Below are 18,641 nucleotides of genomic sequence, written 5' to 3' on the forward strand. Positions count from 1 at the left end.
GGGGCACTTTTACGTTATAATAGTTAGGTTGTTTTGTAGTAGTAAGTACTATAATTTGAAGCATATATATGGAGGAAAAACAATGAACAACCAAGATATCGTTCAGAAACTATGGAATTTATGTAATGTATTATGGGACGATGGAATTACATACCAAGAATATGTAACAGAATTGACGTATTTGTTATTTTTAAAAATGATGAAAGAGCAAGAAACCGAAGATGTTCTACCAGAGGAATATAGATGGGATAATTTATTAGAACGAGAAGGAATTGAATTAAAAAAATTCTATCAGCGTTTGTTACTTGAATTAGGTAATAGTGATAATGAAAAGTTGAGTCAAATATATAAAGACTCCTCTACAAGTATAGATGAACCTAAAAATCTGGAAAAAATAATAAAATCACTTAATGCCCTTGATTGGTATAATGCCAAAGAAGAAGGTTTAGGAAATCTTTATGAAGGATTATTAGAAAAAACGCAAGTGAAACTAAATCAGGTGCAGGTCAATATTTTACTCCTCGTGTATTAATTGACCTTATTGTACAACTTGTAGATCCAAAAGTAGGAGAAAGGTGTAATGATCCAGCAGCTGGAACCTTTGGATTTATGATCGCAGCTGACCAATATTTAAAAAGTAAGACAGATGATTATTTTGATTTAGACCCTAAAGAAGTAGAGTTTCAAAAGAAGGAAGCATTTACAGGAATGGAACTTGTACATGGTACTCACCGTTTAGCATTAATGAATGCCTTGCTTCACAACATGGAAGGTCGCTTAGAGCATGGTGATTCTTTATCTAGTAACGGTAAGTGGATGAAAAATTTTGATGTTATATTAACAAATCCTCCGTTCGGTACAAAAAAGGTGGAGAACGTGTATCACGTGATGACTTAACATTTCAAACTTCAAATAAACAGTTAAATTTCTTGCAGTTAATTTATAACGCATTAAAAGACGATGGAAATGCTAGGGCAGCTGTTGTTTTACCTGATAATGTACTTTTTGAAAGTGGAGTAGGTGCTCAAATACGTCGTGATTTAATGAACAAATGTAACCTACACACAATCCTACGTCTACCCACAGGAATCTTTTACGCTCCAGGTGTAAAAACAAATGTATTGTTCTTTACAAGAGGTAAAACAGATCAAGATAATACAAAAGATGTTTGGGTTTATGATCTTCGTACAAACATGGATTCATTTGGTAAGCGAAATCAACTAACGATGGCACATTTTGAGAACTTTATGAAAGCGTACGTTGCAGAAGATCGTTCCAAGATTGAAGATGAAAGATGGAACAAGTTTAAACGAGAAAACATTGCAAAGAAAAATGACAGTCTAGATATAGGTTTAATTGCTGACGAAGCGTTAACTTCATATGACAACTTACCTGATCCTATTGATTCAGTTGAAGATGCGATGTCTAAGCTTCAACAGGCTATGGAGTTGTTAAAAGAAGTTGTTGAGGAGCTTCGAGAAGTGGAAAAAGACAAGGTGATTAATAAATGAGTAAAATAAAAAAATAACTTAGTTGTTGAATTGAAAGACGAAGAATTGTTTGCAGGAAAAAGCAACCTTTTCGTTTACCGAGCAATTGGACATGGACAACCGTGGATGTATTAGGAGATGTCGTGACCGGTTCAACTCCCAGTAAGAGTAACAAAGAATATTATGGTCATGAATTCCCTTTATTTAAACCAACAGACTTAAATCAAGGATATTATGTGGTAGATGCAGTAGATAATTTATCTGAGGAGGGCTTCCGTAAAATTCGAAAGATACCAGAGAAGAGTATTATGGTTACATGTATTGGAGCTACAATTGGTAAAACGGGATTTTCAAGAAGACAGGTTGCTGGGACCAATCAACAAATCAATACTATTGTTCCGAATAATAATTTGGTAGTACCTGAATTTATCTACTTTGGTGTGATTTCACCCTTTTTTCAAAATAGTATTAAAGAGAACTCTTCTTCGACTACTCTACCAATAATTAACAAGAGTAGGTTCGGAAAATTAGTGTTTCCTCTTCCGCCTTTATCTGAACAAAAACGTATCGCTGAAATAGTAGAGAGGCTGCTAAATAAAATTTATGAAGCGAAACAGTTAATAGAAGAAGCGGAAGACACATTTGAGCTTCGCCGTTCGGCTATATTAAATAAAGCATTTCGTGGAGAGTTAGGTACAAATGATCCAGATGAAATACTACTTAATGCACCAAAAAAATTCAAAATATAGAAAAGGGAGAAAATCTTTTCAAAGTTCCTGAAAACTGGATGTGGGTAAAGGCAGAAACTATAGCGAAGTGGGGATCAGGAGGAACTCCATCTCGAAAAAAACAGGAGTATTATCAAGGAAATATACCTTGGTTAAAAACAGGTGAGTTAAGAGATAAGATTATTTACGATTCAGAAGAGAAAATTACAGAAGATGCATTAAAGAATTCAAGTGCAAAACTTTTTCCAAAAGGTTCAGTTGCTATTGCCATGTATGGAGCTACAATTGGGAGAACAGGGATTTTGGGTATAGATGCAGCAACTAACCAAGCATGTGCAATCGGAGTGCCTTCCGAACTAACCAATACTGAGTTCATGTTTTACTATTTCTTTTCACAAAGGCAAAGGTTAATTGATAAAGGCAAAGGAGGAGCACAACCGAATATTTCACAGACAATTATTAAGGCATTCCCTTTTCCGTTACCTCCTTTAGAAGAACAAAAGAGAATAGTTAAGAGAATAAAAAATGTTCTAAATAAGCTAGATATTGAAAAGGAAATTACGGAGTCATTATACATGCAATTAGAAATTATTAAACAATCTATTCTTTCTAAAGCATTTCGAGGTGAACTTGGCACAAATAATCCAACTGAAGAAAGTGCAATCGAACTACTAAAAAAATTCTTCAACAACAAGTAAAATAAGGATTTCACCAAGTAACCTTACAAATTATAGATAAACAATATAATAATACTATCCTTAAATTGAATAAGTTTTTATTGTATCTATGGTGTGCTTCCGAAAATGGATTGCACACTATTTTTTTATCTGCGAAACCTTACATATCAAATTTAATCAATACAATAGTCTCATGATACACAACAAAAACAAAACAATTTGGAGGAACTTTAATTATGAAAAAATTAACACTTGCAGGAATCGAATTTATCAAGGTTGGCACAGGAAGAAAAAAGAAATGTATTTTAACCAAAACAATAACAACTTAATTGTCTTTCGACCGTATGACGGATTAACTCCTAATGATGTACTTAATCAAATGATGGACGATCCATGGGATTACATTGATATGGTTTTAAATGAAGATGAAGACATTGTTGTTGTAATGTCTGCAATTGAAGGAACTACTGCTGATTTTGTAATTTTTTATGATGTTGAAAACGTACAGGAATTAGCATACAAGAAATATAACGAAGTTATAAAAACATTGGACGATATATTTGAAAATGCTAAAAGCAAGTCACACAAACATTGGAAGCATGTAGAAGTTGCTGAAGGTGAAGTTCACCCAGTACACACAAGTCAGCAAGGATATATTGCTGAGATGACTACGATTGAATACAATTCGGGGAACCTTGAGGCTGATGAAAACGGTTATGTTGTTGCTCATATTAACGGAGATGTTCAAGACAATAGAGCAGAAAACCTTCAATGGGTGAAAGTTTGCTAAATGAATCACTTCGACCACGAGTTTTAGGAGCTTGTGGTCATTTTTTTGATTTTTCACGTTACATTTGATTTCACCTAACAAAATTAGTATAGAAATACAGAAAAACTCTAAAGGAATATTTGTATTAATATGGAATATTTAGTCGAGGAGGAATGAAAAATGAAATATTGTGTCCTGTACACCATTAATGATTATGGAGTTAGAGAATATTACATAAAAGGCAAGTCAGTACAACATATTGAAGATAGGATAAAAGCTTATTCTGATGGTTTCCTGTCAACTAATAAATGGACATTAGTAACATCTAACATAGAAAATGGGTTCTTAAGAGAAATTAATTTATCAGAGTTCCCAGATAAAACGAAGAAAGACTTCGGTATAATTAATGAAAATAGTAGTTTTTCATCTTTTGAAATAAGTTCTGCTGACCCAGAGGATTTTAAGTAATTATTAGTAATTGGAGTTCAAATGTATTTTGGAATTAGGCTTTAAATACAGAGGATGAAATTGTTAAATTACAACAAGGCTGTGATCACTATCGTAAAGTAATTTTGCTTTTCTTTTAAGTTCATTTGTAATGGATAAATACCAGGTCTTTTTTGAGCTATTCCACTTTTTCAGTAATAAGAAATTGTCCCAAGTGAGTTCGTATATTGCTTTTAAAGACAAATTCTTATTCAAAATTACTATTATTACGTAATCGAATTTTTTCTCTTGCGGTAAGTCCAAACTAATATCATTCAACCCATTAAATACACTAGTAGTCTTGGTTGTAGTGGCCTTTATACTGTAGCGTTCTTTGTCAATGTTAACTGCATCTATACTTTTTGCTCCGATTTTAACAGGATCTAAATTTGGTAATACAGAGTTTTCATTAAAGAAATTTACCGCCAACCGTTCACCCCATTCCCCAACAAGATTGTTTGTTCTAATCAGTTTTCTTTCCCTGAGCTCATCAAGTAGAAATCCATACACCTCAATAAGACTAAAATCATCCATCTCCTGTAAAAGTTTTTTCATTAAATCACACCTTTCTAAAAGATTAATAATATTATTTCTACATTAGATAGGAAATGCCTGTTCGGATATTAAATATTTGCATTACACTTTAAGATCATTTCAATACAATAGCAGCAAAAAGTAGTAGGAGTGATTGAATGGAAAAAAGTTTTATGTTTATACTCATTCAATTAATGATGAAGTGTTTTACGTTGGGAAGGGCTCCGAGAGAAGGGCTTACTATTTTGCACAAAGAAGTGAGAAGTGGAAAGACTTTGTTGGCAATAACATTGGATCAGTAAAAGTAGATAAAATTAAGTTTTTTGAGTATGAAGATGAAGCATATGAATACGAAGAAGATTTAATTTCGTATTTGAAAAGCATTGGTCTATGCCAAGCAAATACTAGTATCGGTAAAATACACGCCTCAGAGTCAAAGCAGAAGCAGAGTGATAACTTAAGAGGAGAAAATGCTCCTTGGTATGGGAAAAAGCTATCACAAACCCATAGACAAAAATTAAGTATCTCGAGAACAGGGGTAAGAAATCATAGATATGGAAAATTCGGAGCAGATCACAGTTGTTCTAAACCGATTGTCGCCATTTTTCCAAACGGTACACGAATAATAGCACCTTCTAGAACCGAATTAGCAAAATTATTAAAATCGGAATTTGATATGGGTTTAACCACTATAAAAAAGTGTATCTCTACAGGTGAACCATTTAAAGCGTACTACAAACGACACGAAAAACTGGATGGTTTAAGAATAAAATATGTAGGAACATGAATGTAGGTTTAACTTTATCTTATTCTTGTAAGCAATTTCACCTTATTATATAATGAAAACAGTTTAATAAATTATTAAACGCAAACCAATAAACAACGGACTTTCGCTAAAAATTGAAGGTTATTAAATCGTTATTTATAGGGGTTTATTTATACAAAATGAGAAAAATGTGCCAATCACTTCAGAGTTCATCGCAATGGTCGCTGATAAATTAAGAATTGAACATAAGGCTATGGCATAAGTACTTATCAACAGGGTTCTGGGTTTTAAAGAAGTGACACACTTTATCTATAAACTCCTACCCTAACGAAAGCAACAGATATTTCCTATTGTTGCACCTTCACTTAATCGTGAAGGTGTTTTTGTTTTCAACCAATTTTAATAAATACAACATAAAAATAACCAGCTTCCTTATAGGGATCTGGTCATTTTTTTCTATATTTCAGTTGTACTTTATTTCTTTTGCGATCTCTGTAAAAGATGAACCCTCCTACAAAAGCTAATCCCAAAATAAAACTAAACAACCCTGCGATAAATTGTAGCCATAAAACAGGGAATGGCGTTTGTAATACCCCAAATAAAGTGTCTCTCATCCATTTTATGCCCATTACGGCCATAATTCCAGGGATTAAAACAATAACCAATGCTGCATATCTGCTCATGAAGATCCCCACTCCTTTACATCTATTATTGTACATAAACTTCAAATTCTTGTCGATGTCATTTAAGTTTGCAAACCCTTTCATGCTAAGGTATGATAAATATGTGAAAAAAATTGCACGCAGTACAGTTCGACGGAAATGGAGGGATAATTGTTGCAAAGGGTAGTCTTAGTGACCGAGCAGGAAGAAGGACTTCAGATAATAAGTCAAATACAACAATCTGAAGTGTTTGAACTTGTAGGTATTCTGCAAGATCAGCTGCATCCGATGTCATCCCTATTTGAGAATGTCCCGGTTTTTACATATTCATCTGCACCAGAAGTAAGTGTAGATTTTATTATTTATTCTCATTCATGTAAGGAAAGTGCAAATCTTCTATATAAGGACAAGTTTCCAGCCGCTGGGCAATTACCTGTCACTCAATTTCAAGTTTTGCTTTCACTTATAAACGATAAAAAACTAGCAGTAAAAGATTTAGGTCATCTGCAGCAGCTCAGGAGTATTTTAGATAATACGCATGATGGCATGATCGTAATAGATCAACATTTAATGATAACGATCTTTAATAAAAGTGCTGAAAAAATGACAGGATTGTCTAAGGAAGATGCTGTAGGAAAGTCGATTCTTGAAGTGATGCCTAACAGCCAACTGCCGAGGGTAATGGATTCAGGGATAGAAGAAGTAAACCAGGAGCAAATATTAGCAAACGGAACAAAAATTTTCACGACAAGAACACCCCTCATGAATCATGAAGGACGTAAACTTGGAGCATTTGCCGTATTTAAAGATATCACTGAAATTGTAGATCTTGCAGAGGAAGTAACGAATCTGAAAAGTATACAAAGTATGTTAAAATCCATCATTCAATCTTCAGAAGAAGCCATATCAGTTGTTGATGAAGAGGGAAAAGGGATTATGATCAATCCTGCGTATACAAAGCTTACAGGTTATACGGCTGAACAAGTGATTGGTAAGCCTGCTACAACTGATATCTCTGAAGGTGAAAGTATTCATATGCAAGTCCTTAAAACAAGGAAGCCGGTTAGAGGCGCTCGTTTGCGGGTGGGACCAAATAGGAAAGATGTCATTGTGAATGTAGCTCCAGTCATTGTTGACGGTCTTCTAAAGGGCAGTGTTGGCGTCATCCATGATGTTTCTGAAATAAAGGGGCTTACTGAAGAGCTGAACAGGGCTAGACAAATTATTCGGACGCTGGAAGCAAAATATTCATTTGAAGATATTATTGGGAAATCAGAAGAAATGAATTTCGCAATGGATCAAGCAAAATTGGCAGCTTCAACTCCCGCCACTGTATTGCTTCGAGGAGAATCAGGTACGGGAAAAGAACTTTTTGCTCATGCGATACATAATGCGAGCAGCAGAAAATTTAACAAGTTTGTTCGTGTGAATTGTGCAGCACTTTCAGAATCTCTGTTGGAAAGTGAGCTTTTTGGTTATGAAGAAGGAGCATTTTCTGGTGCGCTAAGAGGCGGAAAAAGAGGACTGTTTGAGGAAGCAAACGGCGGAAGTATCTTTTTAGATGAAGTCGGTGAGTTGTCTCAAAACACTCAAGCTAAACTATTGCGTGTTCTGCAAGAAAATGAAATCAGGCGTGTGGGTGGCACTAAAACGATTCCGATCAATGTTCGGGTAATTGCTGCTACGAATGTTAATCTCGAAAAAATGATTGCCGACGGTACATTCAGACAGGATTTGTACTATAGGCTGAATAGAATGCCAATCTATATTCCACCGCTCAGGGCGAGAAACAATGATATTATACTGCTTGCTAATCATCTTCTGCAGAAGTTGAATCAAGATTACGGAAGAAACATTGATTTTATAAGCAAAGATGCAGAGGAATTCTTACTAGCGTATCATTGGCCGGGAAATGTTAGGGAGCTTGAGAACGTGTTAGGCAGGGCCATTATCCATATGAGTCATACGGATTCTCAGATCAACAGGAGCCACATCTCCCTATTGTCTCTTGAGCAGAAGAGGGCGAAATCAGAATCTACTGTTGATAATTACGTTTCTGGAGAAGAAACTAAAATCCTCGCTCAACAAATCGATGAGTTTGAAAAAAACATTTTAACAGAAGCTATAGAGAGATTTAATGGCAACAAGACAAAAACTGCCAAGGCACTAGGTATCTCATTGCGTAATTTTTATTATAAATTAGAAAAATATGGTCTTGATGAAAAACTACGCAAATAATTTCATGCAATTAATTGCGTATTGCGTGCAAAAAATGCATACATTTTGCTGATAAACCATCAAAATATCTAAAAAAAGTTGGCATGAAAATTGCATTAATTAATCCATGGTAAACAAGGGGGGATAGCATGCGTTTGCAAAACTTGGTGAGCCAAGCCAAAAAACAGCAAGTGAAACCAGTCATCGCAGTGGCAGAAGCTGGCGATCAAGAGGTTTTGGAAAGCGTACTAAAAGCATATAAAGAGGGCTTAGCCCATTTTATTTTGTTTGGAAACGGTGAAAAAATATCTGACTGGCTAGAAAGAAATGCAGATGAATCTCTAAATGGAATAAAAGTTGTTCCAACAGACACAGCCTCCGCTGCCTTAAAAGCAGTAAGAGCTGTTCATGATGGGGATGCAGATATTCTCATGAAGGGACTTGTTTCAACCTCTGCGCTCTTGAAAGCTGTTCTGAATAAAGAGATTGGCCTTCGAACGGGTAAGGTTTTATCCCATGTAGCAGCATTTGAAGTTGAAGGATTTGAAAAACTGATCTTCATTACGGACGCTGCTATGAACATAGAACCGGACCTTAATCAAAAAGCGCAAATCCTGCAAAATGCGATTGATTTTGCTGCACAAACGGGTGTTGAAGTACCAAAGGCAGCTGTACTCGCAGCAGTGGAAAATGTTAATCCAGCGATGCAAGCGACACTGGACGCAGCAAGCCTCACCGTTATGAGCCTTAGGGAGCAAATAAAGGGTGGGATTGTTGAAGGACCGTTAGCGCTTGATAATGCAATTTCTAAGGAAGCTGCAGCACATAAAGGAATTACAGGCAAAGTTGCAGGAGATGCAGACATACTTTTAGTTCCAACTATCGAAACTGGAAATGTACTCTATAAATCCCTGATCTATTTTGCTCGGGCAAAAGTTGGAGCTGTCATTTGCGGTGCAAAAGCGCCGATTGTTCTTACTTCCAGAGCAGATTCTGCTGAAAGTAAATATTATTCCATTGCCTTAGCTGTAAAATCTGTCATCACTGATAATAAACTTTAGGAGGAAAACAAAATGGAAATTTTCAAATATATGGAAACTTACGATTATGAACAAATGGTGATCTGCCAAGATAAACAATCAGGATTAAAAGCAATCATCTGTATTCACGATACAACACTAGGACCTGCACTAGGCGGAACAAGAATGTGGACGTATGAAACAGAAGATGCAGCAATTGAAGATGCTCTAAGACTTGCAAGAGGAATGACCTATAAGAACGCAGCTGCTGGATTAAATCTTGGCGGAGGTAAAACAGTTATTATCGGTGATCCGAAAAAGACAAGAACGAAGAGATGTTCCGTGCGTTCGGACGTTATATCCAAGGATTAAACGGACGCTACATTACAGCTGAAGACGTAGGTACAACAGTTGAAGACATGGATCTTATCTACCAAGAAACTCCATTCGTAACGGGTGTATCTCCAGCGTTTGGTTCAAGTGGCAACCCATCTCCTGTAACAGCATACGGTGTATACCGCGGTATGAAAGCAGCAGCTATGGAAGCGTTTGGAACAGATTCATTAGAAGGAAAAGTGATTGCTGTTCAAGGTGTTGGTCATGTAGCTTACACACTTTGTAAACACCTTCACGAAGAAGGAGCATCACTGATCGTTACCGATATTAACAAAGAAGCTGTTCAGCGTGCAGTTGAAGATTTTGGAGCGAAAGCAGTAGAGATTGACGAAATTTACAGTGTGGATTGTGACATCTTTGCTCCATGTGCTCTAGGTGCGATTATTAACGACGACACGATTTCTAAAATTAAAGCGAAAGTTGTAGCAGGGGCTGCAAATAACCAGCTAAAAGAAACACGTCATGGAGATGCTCTTCACGAAATGGGAATTGTTTATGCTCCCGACTATGTAATTAACGCTGGTGGGGTAATTAACGTGGCTGATGAGCTTAACGGATATAACCGTGACCGTGCGATGAAGAAAGTTGAAACAATCTATGACAACATCGCTAGTGTTATTGAAATTTCAAAACGAGATAACATTCCAACATACCTTGCAGCAGATCGCCTTGCTGAAGAGCGTATTGAGCGCATGAGAATGTCTAGAAGTCAGTTCTTATTAAATGAAAGACACATCCTGTCTAACCGTACTCGCTAAGAGTTCATATCAATGGAGGTTTGAAACGTGCATCAAAAAGAATTTCGCATACTAGTGATTAATCCGGGCTCAACCTCTACCAAGATTGGTATTTTCGACAACGAAAGGCCTGTATTTGAAAAAACAATACGTCATGAAACAGAAACCATCCATCAGTTTGAGTCTGTTATTGATCAATATTCATTTAGAAAAGAAACCATTTTAGAAGCACTGGACTATGAAGGAATAAATATTTCTAAGCTGAGCTGTGTAGTCGGCCGTGGCGGTTTATTAAGACCGATCGAAGGTGGCACTTACAGTGTTAACGAACCGATGCTTAAGGATTTAAAAACAGGGTACTCAGGTGAACATGCCTCTAACTTAGGAGGTATTCTTGCTTATGAGATTGCTGAAGGACTAAACATTCCTTCATTCATCGTGGACCCAGTTGTTGTGGATGAAATGGATGAGATTGCTCGCATTTCAGGTGTTCCTGAAATAGAAAGAAAAAGTATATTTCATGCACTAAACCAAAAGGCAGTTGCAAGACGCGTTGCCAAGATGCTAAATAAATCTTATGAATCTCTCCGCCTCATTGTTGTCCACATGGGCGGAGGTATCACTGTAGGTATCCATAAGGATGGACGAGTGATCGACGTAAACAATGGGCTTCATGGTGAAGGTCCATTTTCACCAGAGCGCGCTGGTACCGTTCCGATTGGAGACCTAGTCTCTCTATGCTTCTCTGGCGAATATTACGCAGATGAAGTAATGAAAAACTTGTCGGTCAGGGCGGACTTGTTGCTTATTTAGGAACAAACGATGCGAGAACGGTAGAAGAAAAAATTGAGAACGGTGATAAACAAGCAGCGCTCATTTATGATGCAATGGCTTATCAAGTTGCAAAAGAGATCGGTTCTGCCAGTACCGTTTTACATGGACAAGTAGATGCAATCATTCTTACGGGTGGTCTTGCTTTTGGCAAGGAATTTGTTAAGAAGATAACGGATCGAGTTGAATGGATCTCTGACTGTATTATTCAGCCAGGGGAGAATGAGCTTCAAGCGTTAGCAGAAGGTGGCCTTCGTGTATTAAGAGAAGAAGAAAAAGCAAAGGTTTACCCTGGAGGAAAGACTCCGGCTGGAGTGCCACTGGATTAACTAACAGCAAAAGGAGATATGAGCGATGTCAAAAGACTTTGATTTGGTCATATTGGGCGGAGGAACGGGCGGCTATGTTGCCGCCATCCGTGCTGCTCAATTAGGAAAAACAGTAGCAGTTGTTGAAAAAGGAAAACTTGGAGGCACTTGCTTACATAGAGGGTGTATACCTAGCAAAGCTTTGCTTAGAAGTGCTGAAGTTTATAAAACGGCTAAAAAAGCTGCTGACTTTGGTGTAGAGATCGAAGGATTAGGTTTGAACTTTTCTAAAATGCAGGAACGCAAACAATCCATTGTAAATCAGCTGCACATGGGCGTGCAAAGTTTGATGAAAAAAGGCAAGATTGAAGTATACGAAGGCACTGGCCGAATTCTCGGACCATCGATTTTTTCTCCGATGCCTGGTACGATTTCCGTTGAGTTTAATGATGGAACGGAGAACGAAATTTTAATCCCACAAAATGTAATCGTTGCCACTGGTTCAAGACCTCGTTCACTGCCTGGTCTAGAGATTGACGGTAATTATGTTATGTCAAGTGATGAGGCGCTTGAAATGGAAACATTGCCAGCATCCATCATCATTGTAGGCGGCGGTGTTATCGGAATTGAGTGGGCATCGATGCTAAATGATCTTGGAGTCGAAGTTACAGTATTAGAGTATGCTGACCGCATTGTTCCTACTGAAGACGAAGAGATCTCGAAAGAAGCGGCACGTGTTTTAAAGAAAAAGGAATCAAACTGGTAACGAGCGCAAAAGTACTTCCTGAAACTTTAGAAAAAGGTGAAGGGGTAATGATCTCCGCTGAACATAAAGGAGAAACAAAACAATTCAGTGCTGAAAAGATGCTTGTTTCTGTTGGACGTATGGCGAACACAGAAGGTATCGGAATCGAAAACACAATCATTAAAGTTGAAAACGGATACATTCAAACGAACGAATATTTCCAGACAGCAGAAAGTCATATCTATGCAATTGGTGACGTTATTGGAGGACTTCAGCTTGCACATGTTGCTTCACACGAAGGTATTACAGCTGTAGAGCATCTTTGCAACCTTAAACCTGAACCGATCAACTACGACAACATATCAAAGTGTATCTACTCTAGTCCAGAAATGGCAAGTGTAGGCCTTACTGAAAAACAAGCAAAAGACCAAGGATTTAACGTTAAAGTAGGAAAGTTTCCCTTTAAAGCGATTGGGAAAGCCCTTGTTTATGGTGAGAGTGATGGGTTTGTTAAAATCGTTGCCAACAGCGACAATGATGACCTTCTAGGGGTTCATATGATTGGTCCTCACGTAACAGATATGATCTCAGAAGCAGGATTAGCAAAAGTTTTGGATGCAACACCATGGGAGATCGCACACACGATTCATCCGCATCCATCTCTCTCTGAAGTATATGGTGAAGCAGCATTAGCTGTTGAAGGAAAAGCGATTCATTTCTAAGGAGGTAAAACAAATGGCAGAAACACGTCATGAACAATTAGGTTTAACAAATGAAGATGTTATCCATATGTTTAAAACAATGCTTTTAGCTAGAAAAACCGATGAGCGTATGTGGCTTTTAAACCGTGCAGGTAAAATTCCTTTTGTTATCTCATGTCAAGGCCAGGAAGCTGCACAAGTTGGTGCAGCGATGGCGTTAGATAATGAAAAAGACTTTGTCTTGCCATACTACCGTGATATGGGTGTTGTACTCCAATTCGGTATGACAGCAAAAGATTTAATGCTTTCCGGATTCGCAAAAGCTGAAGATCCAAACAGTGGAGGCCGTCAGATGCCAGGGCACTTTGGTTCTAAAAAGCTTCGCATCGTAACAGGCTCTTCGCCGGTTACAACTCAAGTACCACATGCTGTAGGTATCGCACTTGGAGGCAGAATGGAAGGAAAAGACCTTGTTACGTTTACCACGTTTGGTGAAGGTTCTTCAAACCAGGGAGATTTCCATGAGGGTGCTAACTTTGCATCTGTTCATAAGCTGCCTGTTATCTTTATGTGTGAAAACAATAAGTATGCGATCTCAGTTCCAATTTCTAAGCAATTAGCGTGTGTAAATGTTTCTGACCGTGCAATCGGGTATGGTATGCCTGGTGTAACGGTTGATGGAAATGATCCTCTAGCTGTTTATGAAGCAGTTAAAGAAGCGGCTGACCGCGGAAGACGAGGTGAAGGACCGACATTGGTTGAAACAGTAGCTTATCGTTTGACGCCTCACTCTTCTGATGATGATGATCGTGCATACAGAACGCGTGAAGAGGTTCAAGAAGCTAAGGCAAAAGATCCGATCCATACGTTTGCAGCTTACTTAAAGGAAAATGGTATTTTAACTGAGGAACTAGAAAAACAGATCACTGACGAAATTCAAAAAGAAGTGGACGAAGCGACAGAATATGCAGAGAACGCAAAATACGCTGATCCTGAGAGCGCACTTCTTCATGTATACGCAGAGTAAAGGGGAAAACGAGATGCCGGTAATTTCTTATATTGATGCTGTAACACAAGCGATTCGCGAAGAGATGCAGCGTGATAAACGAGTTTTTGTTGTGGGAGAAGATGTTGGTGTTCGCGGAGGTGTTTTCCGTGCAACGACTGGATTGATCGAAGAATTCGGTGAACAGCGAGTGATTGATGCACCACTTGCAGAATCTGCGATCGCAGGAGTAGGAATCGGAGCAGCCATGTACGGTATGCGTCCAATTGCAGAAATGCAGTTTGCTGATTTTATCATGCCAGCTGTAAACCAGATTGTTTCAGAAGCAGCAAAAATTCGATATCGTTCAAACAACGATTGGTCATGTCCGATTACGATTCGTGCTCCTTATGGTGGCGGTGTTCACGGAGCACTCTATCACTCTCAATCTGTTGAAGCTCTTTTTGCGAATGTACCAGGTTTGAAGATTGTTATGCCTTCAACGCCTTATGATGTTAAAGGCCTTTTAAAGGCAGCGATTCGTGATGAAGATCCTGTACTTTTCTTTGAACATAAGCGTGCTTACCGTTTGATCAAAGGAGAAGTACCTGAAGAAGAGTATGTATTACCAATCGGAAAAGCCGATGTGAAGCGCGAAGGTGACGACATTACCGTTATTACATACGGACTTTGTGTACACTTTGCTCTTCAAGCTGCTGAGAAGTTAGAAAAAGACGGAATCTCAGCTCATATTCTTGATCTTCGTACGGTATACCCATTGGATAAAGAAGCGATTATTGAAGCAGCTTCCAAAACAGGTAAAGTGCTTCTCGTTACGGAGGACAACAAAGAAGGAAGCATCATGAGTGAAGTTTCAGCGATCATTGCTGAAAACTGCTTGTTTGAATTAGATGCACCTGTTCAACGCCTAGCAGGTCCGGATGTACCTGCGATGCCATATGCACCAACAATGGAAAAGCACTTTATGGTGAATCCTGACAAAGTAGAAAAAGCCATGAGAGATCTTGCGGCATTTTAACAATAGGAGGGGACTTTAATGGCTACAGAAAAAATTACAATGCCTCAGTTAGGGGAAAGTGTAACTGAGGGTACAATCAGTAAATGGTTGGTACAGCCTGGAGATACGGTTAAAAAATACGATCCATTAGCTGAAGTTATGACCGATAAAGTAAACGCAGAAGTTCCATCATCTTTTAGCGGAACAATCAAAGAATTAGTTGCTGGTGAAGGCGATACACTTTCTGTTGGTGAGCTGATCTGTTATATCGATACAGAAGGAGAAGGCGGGGGAAGTGCACCTGCCGCTTCATCTTCAAAAGAAGAGAAACCTGGAGAAACAGCTTCAACACCTTCAGCATCTTCGAGTTCGAATGCTGTTAAGCCTGCTGCAAACGTCGATCGAGGGGCGAGAGGACGTTTTTCACCTGCAGTGGTACGTATGGCATCTGAACATGGCATTGATCTAGACCAAGTAGAGGGATCAGGACAAAACGGAAGAATCACTCGCAAAGATCTCCAAAAGATTATTGATTCCGGTCAGATTCCTACAAAAGGTAACAAACCAGCTACAGTAGATGTTTCAGCAGCACCTGTTTCATCTGATTCTCAAGTCACGGCTCAACCTCAGCCACAACAATCTGCGCCAGCATTAAAGCCGGTGGCTATTGACACAATGCCTGGTGATATTGAAATTCCGGTATCGGGTATTCGCAAAGCGATTGCTCAAAACATGGTCCGTTCAAAGCACGAAGCACCTCATGCTTGGACAATGGTAGAAGTGGATGTAACAAACTTAGTAGAATATCGTAATTCTGTAAAAGGTGATTTTAAAACAAAAGAAGGGTACAACCTTACGTTCTTGCCTTTCTTTATCAAGGCTGTTGTAGAATCACTAAAAGAATTCCCACAGATCAACTCCATGTGGGCAGGAGATAAGATTATTCAGAAAAAGGACATCAACATCTCAATTGCTGTTGCAACTGATGATGCACTATATGTTCCAGTCATCAAACATGCAGACGAAAAGTCTATCAAAGGAATCGCACGTGATGTGAAAGAACTAGCTGATAAAGTAAGAACCAATAAATTAGCTGGTGATGATATGAAAGGCGGAACGTTCACCGTAAATAACACAGGTTCTTTCGGATCTGTAATGTCTACGCCGATCATCAACTATCCGCAAGCTGCTATCCTTTCTGTAGAATCGATCGTTAAGCGCCCGGTTGTTATGAACAATGGCATGATTGCTGTACGAGATATGGTTAACCTTTGTCTTTCTCTTGATCATCGAGTTCTTGATGGTCTCGTATGCGGTCGCTTCTTAGCTGCAGTAAAAGCACGTTTAGAGAGCATGACAAAAGAAAACACATCAATTTATTAAAAAATGTGTTTTTCAGGTTTATACGGGTTTTATTGCGGGTAGAGATAACTATCAACACCTCCAAACCCCATAACCCCCTAAGAAAAATGCCGTATATGTTACGGCATTTTTCTTTTTTATATGTCCACAATTGAGTACAATAAGAAAGAAAGGAGCTGAATATAAATGAACTTTCAATTTAATCTTTTTAATGATGTAGTAGAAACGGCTCGTAAAGAAATGGTAGAGGCTGGCTATACGCAGCTTTTCAAACCAGAAGATGTTGAAGAAGCTTTTCGTAAAGAAGGTACAACACTTGTCATGATTAATTCCGTATGTGGCTGTGCTGGAGGAATCGCACGCCCCTCGGCTTCATATTCGGTAAAACAAGACGTTCGCCCGGACCATCTTGTTACGGTATTTGCTGGACAAGATAAAGAAGCAACAGAGACAGCGCGTTCTTATTTCACAGGCTACCCGCCATCTTCTCCTTCTTTTGCCTTATTAAAAGACGGTGAGATTCAAATGATGGTCGAGCGTCATGAGATTGAAGGCCATGAACCGATGGAAGTTGTAAATAAGCTAAGAAGTGCCTTTGAAACTTATTGTAAATAGGAAGAAAGATGTTAAGCTGGCTCGAATTTGAGCCAGCTTACTTTATAGATCATAAAATGAAGGTGAAGCCTGAGATTTATGAGCGATTACAAGGACTTATGAGCGATCGTGGAGTTTTATGAGCGGTTGCCGAGATTTATGAGCGATCTCGGAGCTTTATGAGCGATCGCAGAAGTTTATGTTCGCCCGCGAAGTTTTACGCTTGCTCACGGTCTTTCGCTTGTCGCTAATTTATCTATTTACTATACTACTCGCAATATTCGTAGCCCAAGCATGCGAGGAATGAAATAATATTTTTTCTGCTTCCTCAATCTCCATCCACATAAGTTCATGATCTTCTTCAACAGGCTTTTTAACATATTCCCCAAAACTTCCTGTATAAAAATACCCCTTATTCATTATGTGTTCTCCATGACTGCTTTTAAAATATTGCCGTGCTTCACCGACAAATTGACTTACATTAAATGAATAACCAGTTTCCTCTATACATTCTCTTTTTAAACAAGCGATATGTTCTTCTCCAATTTTTAACCCTCCACCCGGTAAGAAGCCCTTGCCGTTCTGAATGATGATAGCTGCCTTCTCTTCTTCATCTAGGCCAACTGCATAGACTGCCTCTCGCTCGCGGTAAACCACGCCATGTATTTTCTCGCCAAATTCCATTTTATTAGCTCCTTATATTTGAATAAAAATACATTCAGAATTATTAAAATACTTAAAATAGCCATTTTGTGTGTTAATATTCATTTTAACGAATAAATATAACATTTTGTACAGGGGGATCTACAAATGAAACGTAATCTTTTGAGCATTTATTTTATCATAGTACTGGCAATGTTAGCTGGATGTGGCGCAGTTGAGGAAAAGAGTTCTTCAAATACGGGCAGCGAGTCATCAGAAAAAACATTAGTGATGGCAACTTCTGCTGATTATCCGCCATATGAGTTTGTAGAAACAGCAAAAGGCGGAGAAATTGTAGGTTTTGATATCGATGTTGCCAATCATATTGCAAAAAAATTAGGATACAAGATTGAGATTAAGGATATGGACTTTAACGGTTTAATTCCGGCATTAGACAGTGGGAAGGCTGACTTTGTTATTGCTGGTATGACACCAAACGAAGAGCGAAAGAAAACAGTAGATTTTTCAGATGAATATTATGCAGCTCAGCAATTAATCGTTACAAAAGATAAATCAATTCAAACCGTTGATGATCTTGAAGGTAAGACACTAGGAGTTCAATTAGCATCCATTCAAGAGAAAGAAGCGGATAAACTTTTAAAGGATCATAAATTTGAAGTGGTTCAGCGAAACAAAGTTACTGAGTTGGTTCAAGAGATGAAATCAAACCGTGTAGATGCAGCAATCATTGAAGATGCTGTAGCTTATGAGTTTTTAAAGAAGAACAAAGAACTATCATCATTTGCACTGCCAGAAACGGATTCGGCAGGATCAGCCATAGCGTTTCCAAAGGAAAGTGAATTAACAGAGAAGTTCAATAAAGAGTTAAAGAAGATGAAAGAAGATGGCACATTAGATAAGCTCGTTGAAAAATGGTTCGGTGTGAAAAAACAGTAAAGAAAGAGAGTGGTAGG

General features: G+C 38.2%; 15 protein-coding genes and 5 pseudogenes. 17 read left to right on the forward strand and 3 right to left on the reverse strand.

What is annotated here, in order from left to right; genetic code table 11:
- Nucleotides 1-82: 82 nt before the first annotated feature.
- The 5 genes and pseudogenes from ACEWFH_RS09900 to ACEWFH_RS09920 all read left to right on the forward strand — a co-directional run bounded on the left by ACEWFH_RS09900 (nt 83) and on the right by ACEWFH_RS09920 (nt 4,132).
- A pseudogene (locus tag ACEWFH_RS09900) lies at nt 83-1,511 on the forward strand (class I SAM-dependent DNA methyltransferase).
- A gap of 101 nt (nt 1,512-1,612) precedes the next feature.
- The gene (locus ACEWFH_RS09905; protein WP_473727032.1) at nt 1,613-2,239 is read left to right on the forward strand and encodes a restriction endonuclease subunit S; all 627 of its coding nucleotides are present in this window, start codon (nt 1,613-1,615) and stop codon (nt 2,237-2,239) included.
- 38 nt (nt 2,240-2,277) lie between these two features.
- On the forward strand, nt 2,278-2,916 hold the full coding sequence (locus ACEWFH_RS09910; protein WP_473727033.1) for a restriction endonuclease subunit S: 639 nt from the start codon (nt 2,278-2,280) through the stop codon (nt 2,914-2,916).
- 277 nt (nt 2,917-3,193) lie between these two features.
- Entirely contained in the window at nt 3,194-3,685 is a 492-nt protein-coding gene (locus ACEWFH_RS09915; RefSeq protein WP_473727034.1) for an HNH endonuclease, read from the forward strand.
- Nucleotides 3,686-3,844: 159 nt separating this feature from the next.
- Nucleotides 3,845-4,132, forward strand: a complete 288-nt coding sequence (locus tag ACEWFH_RS09920; RefSeq protein WP_473727035.1) for a hypothetical protein — start codon at nt 3,845-3,847, stop codon at nt 4,130-4,132.
- Nucleotides 4,133-4,195: 63 nt separating this feature from the next.
- On the opposite strand, the gene ACEWFH_RS09925 is transcribed toward ACEWFH_RS09920, so the two are convergent.
- Entirely contained in the window at nt 4,196-4,705 is a 510-nt protein-coding gene (locus ACEWFH_RS09925; protein ID WP_473727036.1) for a hypothetical protein, read from the reverse strand.
- A gap of 133 nt (nt 4,706-4,838) precedes the next feature.
- On the opposite strand from ACEWFH_RS09925, the gene ACEWFH_RS09930 reads away from it, so the two are divergent.
- Both ACEWFH_RS09930 and ACEWFH_RS09935 read left to right on the forward strand, forming a co-directional pair.
- Entirely contained in the window at nt 4,839-5,471 is a 633-nt protein-coding gene (locus tag ACEWFH_RS09930) for an NUMOD3 domain-containing DNA-binding protein (protein WP_473727037.1), read from the forward strand.
- Between the two features lie 142 nt (nt 5,472-5,613).
- Nucleotides 5,614-5,712: pseudogene (locus ACEWFH_RS09935) on the forward strand (sporulation transcription factor Spo0A); the annotation flags it as partial.
- A 184-nt stretch (nt 5,713-5,896) separates the two neighbouring features.
- On the opposite strand, the gene ACEWFH_RS09940 reads toward ACEWFH_RS09935, so the two are convergent.
- Nucleotides 5,897-6,133 carry a DUF2627 domain-containing protein gene (locus ACEWFH_RS09940; RefSeq protein WP_473727038.1) on the reverse strand — a complete coding sequence of 79 codons (237 nt, stop codon included), beginning with the start codon at nt 6,131-6,133 and terminating at the stop codon, nt 5,897-5,899.
- Nucleotides 6,134-6,286: 153 nt separating this feature from the next.
- Between ACEWFH_RS09940 and ACEWFH_RS09945 the strand changes: the two genes are divergently transcribed.
- From ACEWFH_RS09945 to ACEWFH_RS09985, 9 genes and pseudogenes are all read left to right on the forward strand, one after another.
- Nucleotides 6,287-8,350, forward strand: coding sequence for a sigma-54 interaction domain-containing protein (locus ACEWFH_RS09945; RefSeq protein WP_473727039.1), 2,064 nt, complete (start codon nt 6,287-6,289; stop codon nt 8,348-8,350).
- Between the two features lie 128 nt (nt 8,351-8,478).
- The gene (gene yqiS / locus ACEWFH_RS09950) at nt 8,479-9,390 is read left to right on the forward strand and encodes a phosphate butyryltransferase (protein ID WP_473727040.1); all 912 of its coding nucleotides are present in this window, start codon (nt 8,479-8,481) and stop codon (nt 9,388-9,390) included.
- A 12-nt stretch (nt 9,391-9,402) separates the two neighbouring features.
- A pseudogene (gene bcd, locus ACEWFH_RS09955) lies at nt 9,403-10,502 on the forward strand (branched-chain amino acid dehydrogenase).
- Nucleotides 10,503-10,529: 27 nt separating this feature from the next.
- Nucleotides 10,530-11,641 (forward strand): annotated as a pseudogene (gene buk / locus ACEWFH_RS09960) (butyrate kinase).
- Between the two features lie 25 nt (nt 11,642-11,666).
- Nucleotides 11,667-13,087 (forward strand): annotated as a pseudogene (gene lpdA / locus ACEWFH_RS09965) (dihydrolipoyl dehydrogenase).
- Nucleotides 13,088-13,100: 13 nt separating this feature from the next.
- Nucleotides 13,101-14,093: a thiamine pyrophosphate-dependent dehydrogenase E1 component subunit alpha gene (locus ACEWFH_RS09970; RefSeq protein ID WP_473727041.1), complete on the forward strand. Its 993-nt coding sequence runs from the start codon at nt 13,101-13,103 to the stop codon at nt 14,091-14,093.
- A gap of 13 nt (nt 14,094-14,106) precedes the next feature.
- Complete coding sequence (locus ACEWFH_RS09975; protein WP_066242168.1) at nt 14,107-15,090, forward strand: alpha-ketoacid dehydrogenase subunit beta; 984 nt, start codon at nt 14,107-14,109, stop codon at nt 15,088-15,090.
- A gap of 18 nt (nt 15,091-15,108) precedes the next feature.
- Nucleotides 15,109-16,452: a dihydrolipoamide acetyltransferase family protein gene (locus ACEWFH_RS09980; protein ID WP_473727042.1), complete on the forward strand. Its 1,344-nt coding sequence runs from the start codon at nt 15,109-15,111 to the stop codon at nt 16,450-16,452.
- 165 nt (nt 16,453-16,617) lie between these two features.
- On the forward strand, nt 16,618-17,046 hold the full coding sequence (locus ACEWFH_RS09985; RefSeq protein ID WP_066242164.1) for a BrxA/BrxB family bacilliredoxin: 429 nt from the start codon (nt 16,618-16,620) through the stop codon (nt 17,044-17,046).
- A gap of 231 nt (nt 17,047-17,277) precedes the next feature.
- Here the strand turns inward: ACEWFH_RS09985 and ACEWFH_RS09990 are convergent, their stop codons facing one another.
- Nucleotides 17,278-17,709 carry an NUDIX domain-containing protein gene (locus ACEWFH_RS09990; protein ID WP_473727043.1) on the reverse strand — a complete coding sequence of 144 codons (432 nt, stop codon included), beginning with the start codon at nt 17,707-17,709 and terminating at the stop codon, nt 17,278-17,280.
- 126 nt (nt 17,710-17,835) lie between these two features.
- On the opposite strand from ACEWFH_RS09990, the gene ACEWFH_RS09995 reads away from it, so the two are divergent.
- Complete coding sequence (locus tag ACEWFH_RS09995; RefSeq protein WP_473727044.1) at nt 17,836-18,624, forward strand: transporter substrate-binding domain-containing protein; 789 nt, start codon at nt 17,836-17,838, stop codon at nt 18,622-18,624.
- Nucleotides 18,625-18,641 lie beyond the last annotated feature (17 nt).

The organism is Fictibacillus sp. EA-CB0309 (assembly GCF_055814265.1).

Bases quoted from the DNA above. Each gene is read 5' to 3' on its own strand.
- ACEWFH_RS09925 (WP_473727036.1), bottom strand. From the start codon at position 4,705: ATGAAAAAACTTTTACAGGAGATGGATGATTTTAGTCTTATTGAGGTG.
- ACEWFH_RS09995 (WP_473727044.1), top strand. From the start codon at position 17,836: ATGAAACGTAATCTTTTGAGCATTTATTTTATCATAGTACTGGCAATG.
- ACEWFH_RS09980 (WP_473727042.1), top strand. From the start codon at position 15,109: ATGGCTACAGAAAAAATTACAATGCCTCAGTTAGGGGAAAGTGTAACT.
- ACEWFH_RS09990 (WP_473727043.1), bottom strand. From the start codon at position 17,709: ATGGAATTTGGCGAGAAAATACATGGCGTGGTTTACCGCGAGCGAGAG.
- ACEWFH_RS09985 (WP_066242164.1), top strand. From the start codon at position 16,618: ATGAACTTTCAATTTAATCTTTTTAATGATGTAGTAGAAACGGCTCGT.
- yqiS (WP_473727040.1), top strand. From the start codon at position 8,479: ATGCGTTTGCAAAACTTGGTGAGCCAAGCCAAAAAACAGCAAGTGAAA.
- ACEWFH_RS09940 (WP_473727038.1), bottom strand. From the start codon at position 6,133: ATGAGCAGATATGCAGCATTGGTTATTGTTTTAATCCCTGGAATTATG.
- ACEWFH_RS09920 (WP_473727035.1), top strand. From the start codon at position 3,845: ATGAAATATTGTGTCCTGTACACCATTAATGATTATGGAGTTAGAGAA.
- ACEWFH_RS09975 (WP_066242168.1), top strand. From the start codon at position 14,107: ATGCCGGTAATTTCTTATATTGATGCTGTAACACAAGCGATTCGCGAA.
- ACEWFH_RS09970 (WP_473727041.1), top strand. From the start codon at position 13,101: ATGGCAGAAACACGTCATGAACAATTAGGTTTAACAAATGAAGATGTT.
- ACEWFH_RS09910 (WP_473727033.1), top strand. From the start codon at position 2,278: ATGTGGGTAAAGGCAGAAACTATAGCGAAGTGGGGATCAGGAGGAACT.
- ACEWFH_RS09915 (WP_473727034.1), top strand. From the start codon at position 3,194: ATGTATTTTAACCAAAACAATAACAACTTAATTGTCTTTCGACCGTAT.